Source organism: Cellulomonas citrea, from assembly GCF_009829685.1.
GTDB lineage: Bacteria > Actinomycetota > Actinomycetes > Actinomycetales > Cellulomonadaceae > Cellulomonas > Cellulomonas citrea.
In genome coordinates this window covers 1-10973 of the sequence record NZ_VWSD01000102.1, presented here as the reverse complement: position 1 = coordinate 10973, position 10973 = coordinate 1, and the positions used below count along the sequence as shown (strand labels likewise).

Sequence of the window (10973 nt, the reverse complement as noted above, 5' to 3'; positions counted from 1 at the left end):
CGGCCGCGCGGCGCCTGACCCGGCGGCTGCTCGGCGAGGACACCCTGGCGCTGTCCGCCACGACGCGCGAGCGCGTGCTCGGCTGGGTCGGGCCGCTCGCGGTCGCCCTGCTCGGCGGGGTGCTGCGGTTCGTCAACCTGTCCCGCCCGCACGAGCTGGTGTTCGACGAGACGTACTACGTCAAGGAGGGCTACTCGCTGCTGGCCCGCGGCTACGAGGCCGCCTGGGGCGAGAACCCCAACCCGGGGTTCCAGTCCGGCGACACCTCGATGCTGCAGCACGTGCCCGAGTACTTCGTGCACCCGATGGTCGGCAAGTGGCTCATCGGGCTCGGCATCCAGGTGGGCGGCGGGGTCACGAGCTCGTTCGCCTGGCGGCTGTCGGTCGCGGTGGTCGGCACCCTCGCCGTGCTCATGATCGCCCGGATCGGGCGGCGGCTGTTCGCCTCGACCGCGCTCGGCACCGTGGCCGGGCTGCTGCTCGCGGTCGACGGGCTGGCCATCGTCATGTCACGCACCAGCCTGCTCGACCCGTTCCTCATGTTCTTCGTGCTCGCGGCGTTCGGTGCGCTGCTGCTCGACCGCGACCAGGCCCGCCGCCGGCTGGCCGCCCGGGTGGGAGCGCTGGTCGAGGCGGGGACGCCGCTCACGGCCTTCGGCCCCGGGCTGGGGGTGCGCTGGTGGCGGCTGGTCGCGGCGGTGCTGCTCGGCCTGGCCTGCGGCACCAAGTGGTCCGGTCTCTACTTCCTCGCGGTGTTCGGGCTGATGTCGGTGGCCTGGGACGTCTCGGCGCGGCGCACGGTGGGCGTGCGGCAGTGGGCGGCCGGCGGGGTGCTGCGCGACGGCGTGCCCGCCGGGGTGCTCATGGTGACGATCACCGCGGCGACCTACCTGGCGACCTGGACCTCGTGGCTGGTGTCCTCGAACGCGTGGGGCCGGCAGTGGGCCGCGCAGAACCCCGGCGAGGGCGTCCAGTGGCTGCCGCCCGCACTGCGCTCGTTGTGGAAGTTCCACCTGGACATGTGGCAGTTCCACAACCACCTCACCACCCCGCACGCCTACGCGTCGTACCCGCTGGGCTGGATCGTGCAGTGGCGCCCGACGTCCTTCTACTACCCGACGTCGGTCTCGGGGCTGTCCGGGCAGGGCGCTATGGACGCGTGCGGCTCGACCAGCTGCTCGCAGGCGGTCACATCCCTCGGCAACCCGCTCCTCTGGTGGCTGGGGGCCGCGGCGATGATCGTCGCGCTGTACTGGCTGCTGCGGTACCGGGACTGGCGGGCCGGGGCGGTGCTGTCCGGCATCGCCGCGGGGTGGCTGCCGTGGTTCGCCTACGCGCACCGCACGATCTTCACGTTCTACGCGATCGCGTTCCTGCCGTGGGTGGTGCTCACGCTGGTCTACGTGCTCAGCCTCGTCATCGGCCCGCGCGAGGGGGCGAACCCCAAGGACAGGCGCACCGCGATCTGGGTGGTGACTGCCGTCGTGGCGCTCATCTGCGTGGTCTCGGCGTTCTTCTACCCGGTCTGGACGGCGCAGGTCATCCCGTACAGCCAGTGGCACCTGCGGATGTGGCTGCCGAGCTGGATCTAGCCGACCCAGTCGATCTGGGCGCTGGGGTGCCAGCGCAGGCCGTCGGCCTCCCACAGCGCGGGGTGCCGGGCCAGCCGACGGCGGAAGTCGTCGAAGGCCCGGGCCTGCGGGGCGGTCCAGCCGACCTCGGCGAGCGCGGCCAGCCGGGGCAGAAGCATCCACATGAGGTCGTCGCGGGTGCGCAGGGTCTCGGTGAACACCGCCGCCTCCACGCCGACCACGGACGTCGCGGGGACCGCGGGGAGCACCGTCGCCGGGTCCCAGTCGTAGGCGTCGCGCACGTCGACGTGGCCGGCCCACTCCAGGCCGAGCGGCGTGGTCGCGTCGTACTTGAGGTCGAGGTACGCCCGGGTCGCCGGCGACATGAGGACGAGCGCGCCGCCGTCGGCCGCGGCGACCAGCGGGGCCGGGTCCTGCCGCAGGTCCCAGACCTGCACCACGGTGCCCGGTGCCGGTGCGGTGGTGGCGGCCTCCTGCCAGCCGACGACGAGCTTGCCGGTGTCACGCACCGCCTCGACGGCCTGCCCCACCAGGTCGGCGTACTCCTCGTGCGCCATGGTGAGCACCTCGTCACCGCCCACGTGCAGGTAGGGGCCGGGGGTCATCGCCGCGAGGTCGGTGAACACCTCCCCCAGGAACGCCGAGGTCGCCGGCAGCCCCGCCGTGAGCTGGCTGAACCCCACGTCGATGCCCTCGTACTGCGCGGTGGGTTCACCGCCGGGCACGAGGTCGCCGCAGGCGTGCAGCGCCGCGTTCACGTGACCGGGCACGTCGATCTCCGGCACCACGACCACACCACGCGCCGCCGCGTAGTCGACCAGCGCGGCCCACTGCGTGGCGTCGAACGCCCCACCCGGGTCGCCGTCCACGGCACCGGCCGACGAGCGGGCGACCAGCTCGGGCCGGCTCGGCAGGTCGATCCGCCAGCCCTGGTCGTCGGTGAGGTGCAGGTGCAGCACGTCGAGCTTGTAGAGCCAGAGCAGGTCGACGACGGCCTCCAGGTCGGCCGGGCCGAAGAAGTGCCGCGCGACGTCCACCGAGAGCCCGCGCCAGCCGTGGTGCGGGGCGTCGTGCACCTGCACCGCCGGGATCCAGGCACCCGCACCGGTGAGCTCGACGAGCTGGCGCACGGTCGCGACCCCGCGCAGCAGCCCGAGCAGCCCGCGGGCATGCAGCACCAGCCCGTCGGCGGCCACGGCGAGCCGGTAGGCCTCCTCGGCCCGGGGCGCCAGGCCCGGCGCGTGACCAGCCGCACCGCCGACGGGGACCGGCAGGTCGTCGTCCAGCTCGAGCCGCAGCGCACCGGGCACGGGCCCGGCGACCTCGACCTCGACCTCGAGCGCGTGGCCGGTGGCCCGGGCCAGCACCTCGGCCAGCAGCGTGGCGGCCGGCAGCCCGGCCTCGCAGGTGAGCAGCCGGGTGCCCGCACCGAGCAGCAGCGGCGGGCCGGCAAGCTCGACGAGCGCGGCCGGGGCGGGGACGACGTGGACGGTCATGGCGCTCCTCGTGTGGACGGGCGCAGCCACGCTACCGGGCAGCCACCGGTTCCTCCTGCGCCGACTGGCCGAGCCGGCGCGCGAGCATCGCGCACACCGCGAGCTGGAGCTGGTGGAAGACGATGACCGGCAGCGCGACCCCGGCCGCCATCGCCGGGGCGAACAGCACCGAGGCCATCGGCAGGCCGGTCGCCAGGGACTTCTTCGACCCGCACATGAGCAGCGCGATGCGCCCGCCGCGGTCCAGCCCGAGCAGCGCCCCACCGCGCCAGGTGACCAGCAGCATCACGGCGAGCAGCAGCGCGCACACCACGAGGAGCCCGGCCAGGGCGCCGAGGGTCAGGTGCGACCAGGCGCCCGAGACCGTGGCCTCGCTCACCGAGGAGTAGACGACCAGCACGATCGTGGCCCGGTCGGTGAACCGGGTGAGCGCCGGGTGCGCCCGCACCCACGGTCCGAGCCGGCGCTGCACGAGCTGGCCGAGCACGAACGGCCCGAGCAGCTGGGTGAGCGTGCCCACCACGGCATCGGCGCCCAGCCCGCCGCCGGACCGGCCGAGCAGCCCCGCGACCAGCAACGGGGTGAGCACGATGCCGAGGATGTTCGAGGCCGTCGCCCCCGTGATCGCCCCGGCCACGTCGCCGCGGGCGATCGAGGTGAAGACGATCGAGGACTGCACCGTCGACGGCAGCAGCGACAGGTAGAGCACGCCGGTGCGCAGGTCGGGGCTGAGGAACGGCGCCTGGGCGGCGAGCAGGCCGAGCAGCGGGAACACGACGAAGCTCGAGACCAGGATCGCGGCCTGCAGCCGCCAGCCGCGCACCGCCGCCCCCAGCTCGGCCCGCGAGGTGCGCACGCCGTAGAGGAAGAAGAGCAGCACCACGGCGGCCGTGCTCACCGTGCCGACCGCGCCGGCGGCGGCCCCGCGCACAGGTACCAGCAGACCGAGCACGAGCACGGCGACGATCGCGATCGTGAGCGGGTCGACCCCGAACCTCGGCCCCTGACGTGCGGGCGGTGCGGGGGTCTGCGTCACGGCCGCCATCGTGCCATCCGGCGCCGCCCGGCCCTCAATCCGGGGTCGCGCGGTACCTCACCTGGCCGTCCCTCGCACGTCGGGCACACCTGACCGGACGCACCTAGCGTCGATCCCTACGTCGTCGCACGGACGGCGTCGGAAGGAGACTGACATGACAGTTGGCGGCATCATCAGCGCGATCGTGATCGGCGCGATCATCGGTGCGCTCGGGCGGCTCTTCGTCCGGGGGAAGCAGAACCTGTCCTGGGTGCTCACCATCGTCATCGGGATCGTCGCCGCGCTCCTGGGCACCTGGCTCGCCTCGCTCCTCGGGGTGCGGGACACCGGCGGGATCGACTGGATCGAGCTGGCGCTCCAGGTGGTGCTCGCCGCGATCGGGGTGTCGATCGTGGCCGGCAGCGCGGGGCGCCGGCGTAGCTGACCGGACCCACCGGCCGACGAACACCGCGTGGCCGGCGGGTGACCACCACGCATCAGCTCGGCAACTCCCCTACGACCGGCCGGTGACCTGCATGAACACTGGGCGACGAGCGGCCCAAGACAGGCTCTGGTGGCGCAGGGGGGACCTTCGGCCCTCCTAGCGTTTCCGCGGAACGACGCCCCCCAGCCTCTCGCGGAGCAGCTCGATGACGCTCACCACCCGACCACCCCGACCACCGGCCACCGAGGCGCCCGACTCCTCGCCCGCGCTCGGTCAGACCGACCCGCACCAGCGACCGGCCCGAGCCGGTCTGACCGAGCGGTTCGCCACCCTGCTCGCACCGGTCACCGGACGGGACCTCGGCCCGCTCGCCCGCCGCCGCCGGCGCACCGGCTGGGTCGCATTCATCGCGCTGGCCGGCCCGAACATCGCCCTGCTGCTCATGTTCGTCTACCGGCCGCTGCTGCAGAGCCTGTACCTGTCGACCCTGCAGTGGAACCTGGGCTCGTCGGTCGCCCGCTTCGTCGGCCTGGGCAACTACGTCGAGTGGTTCACCGCCCCGTCGACCCGCCAGGTGCTCACCACCACCGGGATCTTCACGGTCGCGACCGTGGGCGGTGCGCTCGTGCTGGGCCTCGGGCTGGCGCTGCTGCTCAACCGGCCGCTGCCCGGGCGGGACATCGCACGCACCGTGGCCTTCGCGCCCTACGTGCTGTCGGGGCTGGCGGTCGGGATCCTCTGGCTGTTCATCTTCGACCCGCGGTACGGGCTGCTCTCGGTGGTGCTCGGCTGGTTCTCGGTGGCCTCGCCCCAGTGGTACACCGACCCGCCGTGGCCGCTGGTCATGATCGTCGTCGTCTACCTGTGGAAGAACCTCGGGTACGTCACGCTCATCTACCTCGCCGGGATGCAGGCCATCCCGCAGGACCTGCGGGACGCCGCAGCGCTGGACGGCGCCTCACCGGCCCGCACGCTGCGCTCGATCGTGCTGCCGCTGCTCGCGCCGACGACCTTCTTCCTGCTGGTCACGATGATCCTCAGCTCGCTGCAGTCGTTCGACATCATCCAGGGGATGACCAAGGGCGGGCCGGTGGGCTCGACGACGACCCTCATGTACCAGATCTACCAGGAGGGCTTCGTCAACGGCCGGGCCGGGTACGCCTCCGCCGGCGCCACCGTGCTGTTCCTCCTCCTGCTCGCCGTCACGGGCCTGCAGATGCGGTTCGTCGAGCGGAAGGTGCACTACGCATGAGCACGCTGCGACGGCTGTCCGTCGTCCCCTGGCTCTCGATGGTGGTGGCGACCCTCGTCCTCGGTGCCCCGCTGGTCTGGATGGTGCTGGCCAGCCTCAAGTCCCCGCAGGAGCTGTACTCCCTGCCGCTGCGCTGGCTCCCGGCGTCGGCCTACGTGCAGAACTACGCGGACGTGGTCGCCACCATCCCGATCGGCCGCTTCATGCTCAACAGCATCGTGGTCACCGTGGTGGGCGCCGGCCTCAAGGTGGCGCTCGGCCTCACCTGCGCCTACGCGCTCGTGTTCGTCGACGTGCCGTTCAAGAAGGTGGCGTTCGGCCTGGTCATCGCCACGCTCATGATCCCGCCGCAGATCACCATCATCCCCAACTACACCCTCGTGGCCTCGTTGGGCTGGCTCAACACCTACCAGGGGATCATCGTCCCCGGCCTGGCCAGCGCGTTCGGCACCTTCCTGTTCCGGCAGCACTTCCTGGGGCTGCCCACCTCGGTGCTCGAGGCCGCCGAGCTCGACGGCGCCGGGCACTGGCGGCGCCTGTGGCGGTTCGTCGTGCCCATGTCGCTGCCGACCGTCGCGGCCGTGGCCCTCGTCTCGGTCGTCACCGAGTGGAACGACTACCTGTGGCCGTTCCTCGTCGTCGACAACGCGTCCCACATGACCCTGCCGGTGGGGCTCACCCTGCTGCAGAACATCGACGGGATGACCAGCTGGGGCGTGCTGCTCGCCGCCACGGTCATCGTCACCCTCCCGATCCTGGCCGTCTTCCTGGTGCTGCAACGGCGCCTGGTGGCCGGTCTGACCGCGGGCGCCGTCACGGGTTGACGTCCCGCACCGGCCGGGCACGCCCCGACCGGAGCCCTCGCAGCACCCGCTGCACCCACCCGGCCGCATGGGCGGCCACGAGCAAGGAGATCCCTGCGTGCGCACCCCTCGCATGTTCCGCAGCACCCGGACGGTCACGGCCGCCCGCCGACCGAAGCGCACCGGGCTGCTGCTCGGTGGCGCGGTCGCCGGTCTGGCCGCGCTCGCGCTGAGCGCCTGCGCCGGCCCCGCCGTCGGCGCGGCGTCGACGCCCAAGGCCAGCGCCTCGTCGATCGACTGGTCGGCCGTCACCCCCGCCACGAGCATCACGTTCTGGAGCAACCACCCCGGCAAGTCGCAGGACACCGAGCAGGCCGTCATCGACGCGTTCACCGCGAAGACCGGCATCGCCGTCAACCTGGTCACGGCCGGTGCCAGCTACGACGAGGTCGCCCAGCGCTTCCAGGCGGCCTCGCAGACCAAGGACGTGCCCGACGTCGTCATCGCCTCCGACGTGTGGTGGTTCCGCTACCACCTCAACAACCAGATCATCCCGGTGGACGACATCCTCAAGGCCGTCGGCTCGGACACGAGCGACTACGTCCCGGCCCTGTACGGCGACTACGAGTACGACGGTCAGCACTGGGCGGTCCCGTTCGCCCGGTCGACCCCGCTCTTCTACTACAACAAGGACATGTGGGCCGCGGCCGGCCTGCCCGACAAGGGCCCGTCCTCGTGGGCGCAGCTCGCCGACTGGTCCAGCAAGCTCAAGGGCCAGGTGCCGTCGAACGGCGCGGCGATGGGCCTGTCCACCGGGCCGTCGTGGGGCGCCTGGTGGCTGGAGAACTTCGTCTGGGGGCAGGGCGGGCAGTACTCCGACAAGTTCGACCTGGCACCGCTCACCAACGACGCGACCGTCGCCGGTGTGCAGCAGCTCAAGGACCTCGTGAGCTCGGGGACCATCGCGATCTCCAAGGACTCCGTGGCTGACTTCACCGCCGGTGCCGTCGCCTCGACCATCGGCTCCACCGGTTCGCTGGCCGGGGTGCTCAAGTCGGCGAAGTTCTCCGTCGGCACCGCCTACCTGCCCGACGGCCCCAAGGGCTCCGGCACCCCGACCGGTGGCACGGGTGTGGCGATCGCCGCGGCCAGCGACAAGCCGCACCAGCTCGCCGCCGCGATGTTCGTGGACTTCCTCACCAACACCGCCAACACCGCCACGTTCTCCCAGGCCACGGGCTACATGCCGGTGCGCACCTCGGCGGTCGAGTCGGACACCATGAAGGCCGTCTACGCCAAGACGCCGCAGTTCCGCACGGCCGTCGACCAGCTCGCCGACAAGGCCCGTTCGCAGGACGACGTGCGCGTCTTCGTCCCGGGCGCCGACGCGATCCTCAACAGCGCGCTGGAGCAGGTGCTGCTGCAGAACGCCGACCCGAAGGCCGCGCTGCAGCAGATCACCCCGCAGCTCCAGACGGCCTACAACGAGAACGTCGAGCCGTACCTGTGACCCACGCCCTGGCAGGCACGCAGGTGGGCTCGACCCGTCCGGTCGTCATCGCCCACCGGGGCAACAGCTCGGTGGCGCCGCAGAACACGCTCGTCGCGTTCGAGGCGGCGTGGCGGGCCGGCGCCGAGCTGGTCGAGCTGGACATCCAGCTCACCCGCGACGGGCAGGTCGTCGTCCTGCACGACGACACGGTGGACGCGACGACGGACGGGTCCGGGGCGGTGGCCGATCTCGACCTGGCCCAGGTCCGGGCCCTGGACGCCGGGACCTGGTTCGCCCCGGCGTTCGCCGGTCAGCGGGTCCCGACGTTCGCCGAGGTGCTCACCTGGCAGGCCGACCGGCCCGGGATCGGGCTGCTGCTCGAGCTCAAGGGGTCGTGGACGCCGGAGCAGGTGGCGCCGGTGACCGACGCGATCGAGGCGGCCGGGCTCACCGACCGGGTGATCGGGCAGAGCTTCTGGCCGCAGACCGTGGCGGCCCTGAAGGAGGTGGCCCCGCAGCTGCGTCGCGGGCTGCTCGTCTTCGAGGTCCCCGCGGACCTGGTGGCGCGGTGCATGGAGCTCGGCGTCATGACCTGCAACCCGTACGGCCCGTTGCTGGTGGCAGACCCGGGCCTCGTCGTCCGGCTGCACGAGGCGGGTCTGCAGGTGATGGTCTGGACGCTCGACGAGCCCGAGCACTGGGCCGCCGCGGTCGGCGTGGGGGTCGACGCGATCATCAGCAACCGTCCCGACCGGCTCGTCGGGTGGTTGGACGGGGCCATGGCCCACGAAGCCGTGCCCGTCGACTGAGTGCAGGAGGCGCAGCGCCGTCGGTCGGGTCCTCGACCGGCGGCGCTGTGCTGTCCCCTGGCAGCGCTGTTCCCTGGCGGTGCTGTTCCCGCGCGGCTCAGGCGGGTTCGGGGCGCCGGCCCAGCGGGTCGAGGATGTCGGCTTCCTCGCCCGGCCGGGCCGGCGGGTGCGGCTGCGCCGGGCCGGGGGCCGCACGCGCGAGCAGCACCTCGGCAGCGTGGTCGGCCAGCGCGAACCCGGCCGAGCCGTACAGGTGGAACACCGCATCGGCGCCGTGCCGCTGCAGCTCGGCGACGTCGTCGTCGTACCGGGCCACCGCGGCGACCTTGCCGGTGAACCCGGCGGCCTGCAGCCGGGTCAGCGCGATGAGGTTGGCGTTGTGGAACGGCATCGCGAGCACGGCGACCTTGACCCGGCCGGCGCGCTGCACCCGGGTCCAGAACTCCAGGTCGGTCGCATCGGCGCGGACCACCTCGTAGCCCTCGTCCTCGAGGGCCGCCACCCGGGTGCGGTCGTGCTCGACGCCGACGACGGACAGCCCGTACTCGTCGCGCAGCCGGGCGTAGGTGGCCGCACCGACCCGGCCCAGCCCCAGCACCAGGGCATCGGCCTCGCCGATGTCGACGAGCCGGTCCTCCGGGTGCAGCCGGTCGGTGCCGCGGGACGGCAGCAGCCGGGACAGCCGGGTGGCCAGCTCGACACCGCGTCGGTTGACGATCGCGGACAGCCCGAAGCTGAACGCGACGGCGAGCGAGACGACGACCACCCAGTGCTCGTCGAGCAGCCCCGCGCTCGCCCCGACGGCGACCACGATGATGCCGAACTCGGAGTAGTTGGCCAGCACCAGCCCGGCCAGGAACGACGTGCGCCGGCGCAGCCGCATGAGCCACAGCACGAGGGCGTAGGCCCCGACCTGGAACGGCAGGATGAGCAGCAGCAGGCCGGCCAGCCCGATCTCGAGCAGGTGCGGGGTGCCGTGCAGCCCGATCTGCACGAAGAACGCGACCAGCATGAGGTCCTTGAACGTCATGAGGGAGCGCGACAGCTCGGCCGCCTGCGGGTGCGAGGCCAGCAGCACGCCGACGACGAGCGCCCCGACGTCGCCGTCGATGCCGACCAGCTCGAACAGCCCGTAGCCGAGCACCACGGCGACGGCCACCCCGAACAGCGCCTGCAGCTCACCGTGCCCGATGTGGTCCCAGATCCGGTGCAGCACCCAGGCGCCCGGGATGAGCGCCAGCAGCGCGAACGCCCACGGGCTGGGTGCGTGCCCGCTGGACAGCGACAGGAAGATGACGGCCGCCACGTCCTGCATGACGAGCACACCGACGGCGATCCGGCCGTACAACGACGTGGTGTCGGAGCGGTCGTCGAGCACCTTGACGACGAACACGGTCGAGGAGAACGAGAACGCGAACCCGACGAGCGCGAGCGCGGACAGCGACTCGTCGGCGACGAACCCGAACCCGATGACGGCCAGCAGCCCGAGGAAGCCGAGCCCGATCGCCACGCTGATCGCCAGGTGCACGACGGTGGTGAGCCAGATCTCCCGGCGCAGCAGCGTGCGCACGTCGAGCTTGAGCCCGATGGCGAACAGCAGCAGCACGACACCCAGGTCGGCGATGGGCTCCAGGTACGGCAGCGTCGGCGCCCCGCCGGCCCCCAGGGCGAACCCGGCGGCCAGGAACCCGACGAGCGGCGGCAGCCGCAGCAGCACCGCGACCAGCCCGCCGAGCACCGCCGCACCGAGGTAGAGGGCCACTGCTGCCACGTCGGGTCCTCTCGCGTCGGCGCCGGGGGGGGTGAGGGTCCATTGTGCCCGGTCGCGTGGCGCCGCCGGGCGGGCCGCCGACCGGCTCAGCCTTCGGCGAGCAGGCCGGACGCCGCCGGTTCGAGGTCGAGCAGGAAGGTGCGGCAGCGCTCCCGCTCGTCGTCCTCGCCGATCGCCTCCGCGGCACGGCTCAGGGCCGCGAGCGCCCGCAGGAAGCCCCGGTTCGGCTCGTGCGCCCACGGCACCGGCCCGGCGCCGCGCCACCCGGCCCGCCGCAACGCGTCCAGCCCGCGGTGGT

Annotated in this window: 10 protein-coding genes; 6 read left to right on the top strand and 4 right to left on the bottom strand. The window is 72.8% G+C overall.

Going from position 1 to position 10973, the window contains the following annotated elements:
• The coding region (locus F2B26_RS11410; RefSeq protein WP_438939197.1) for a dolichyl-phosphate-mannose--protein mannosyltransferase at positions 1-1592 on the top strand (1592 nt) is incomplete at its 5' end.
• Here the strand turns inward: F2B26_RS11410 and F2B26_RS11405 are convergent.
• Together F2B26_RS11405 and F2B26_RS11400 are read right to left on the bottom strand one after the other, a co-directional pair.
• On the bottom strand, positions 1589-3088 hold the full coding sequence (locus F2B26_RS11405) for a beta-N-acetylhexosaminidase (protein ID WP_159809430.1): 1500 nt from the start codon (positions 3086-3088) through the stop codon (positions 1589-1591). The genes F2B26_RS11410 and F2B26_RS11405 overlap by 4 nt on opposite strands.
• A gap of 31 nt (positions 3089-3119) precedes the next feature.
• Complete coding sequence (locus F2B26_RS11400) at positions 3120-4124, bottom strand: bile acid:sodium symporter family protein (protein WP_235929626.1); 1005 nt, start codon at positions 4122-4124, stop codon at positions 3120-3122.
• Positions 4125-4278: 154 nt separating this feature from the next.
• Here F2B26_RS11400 and F2B26_RS11395 point away from each other — a divergent pair, with 154 nt between their 5' ends.
• The 5 genes from F2B26_RS11395 (at position 4279) to F2B26_RS11375 (ending at position 8904) form a co-directional block, all read left to right on the top strand.
• A complete protein-coding gene (locus F2B26_RS11395) occupies positions 4279-4548 on the top strand; it encodes a GlsB/YeaQ/YmgE family stress response membrane protein (protein WP_159809426.1) in 270 nt (89 codons plus the stop codon).
• 205 nt (positions 4549-4753) lie between these two features.
• Positions 4754-5800, top strand: coding sequence for a carbohydrate ABC transporter permease (locus F2B26_RS11390; RefSeq protein WP_235929625.1), 1047 nt, complete (start codon positions 4754-4756; stop codon positions 5798-5800).
• The gene (locus F2B26_RS11385; protein WP_159809424.1) at positions 5797-6624 is read left to right on the top strand and encodes a carbohydrate ABC transporter permease; all 828 of its coding nucleotides are present in this window, start codon (positions 5797-5799) and stop codon (positions 6622-6624) included. The genes F2B26_RS11390 and F2B26_RS11385 overlap by 4 nt, the downstream gene beginning before the upstream one ends.
• A 97-nt stretch (positions 6625-6721) precedes the next feature.
• Positions 6722-8113 carry an ABC transporter substrate-binding protein gene (locus F2B26_RS11380; protein WP_235929624.1) on the top strand — a complete coding sequence of 464 codons (1392 nt, stop codon included), beginning with the start codon at positions 6722-6724 and terminating at the stop codon, positions 8111-8113.
• The gene (locus F2B26_RS11375) at positions 8110-8904 is read left to right on the top strand and encodes a glycerophosphodiester phosphodiesterase (RefSeq protein WP_235929623.1); all 795 of its coding nucleotides are present in this window, start codon (positions 8110-8112) and stop codon (positions 8902-8904) included. The genes F2B26_RS11380 and F2B26_RS11375 overlap by 4 nt, the downstream gene beginning before the upstream one ends.
• 97 nt (positions 8905-9001) lie before the next feature.
• Here the strand turns inward: F2B26_RS11375 and F2B26_RS11370 are convergent, their stop codons facing one another.
• Positions 9002-10675 carry a cation:proton antiporter domain-containing protein gene (locus F2B26_RS11370; protein ID WP_159809422.1) on the bottom strand — a complete coding sequence of 558 codons (1674 nt, stop codon included), beginning with the start codon at positions 10673-10675 and terminating at the stop codon, positions 9002-9004.
• A gap of 86 nt (positions 10676-10761) precedes the next feature.
• Positions 10762-10973: DUF3151 family protein (locus F2B26_RS11365; protein ID WP_159809420.1), on the bottom strand; the 212-nt coding region annotated here is incomplete at its 5' end.

Excerpts from the sequence above, each read along its gene's own strand:
- F2B26_RS11405 (WP_159809430.1), bottom strand. The coding sequence starts at position 3,088 with ATGACCGTCCACGTCGTCCCCGCCCCGGCCGCGCTCGTCGAGCTTGCC.
- F2B26_RS11395 (WP_159809426.1), top strand. The coding sequence starts at position 4,279 with ATGACAGTTGGCGGCATCATCAGCGCGATCGTGATCGGCGCGATCATC.
- F2B26_RS11390 (WP_235929625.1), top strand. The coding sequence starts at position 4,754 with ATGACGCTCACCACCCGACCACCCCGACCACCGGCCACCGAGGCGCCC.
- F2B26_RS11385 (WP_159809424.1), top strand. The coding sequence starts at position 5,797 with ATGAGCACGCTGCGACGGCTGTCCGTCGTCCCCTGGCTCTCGATGGTG.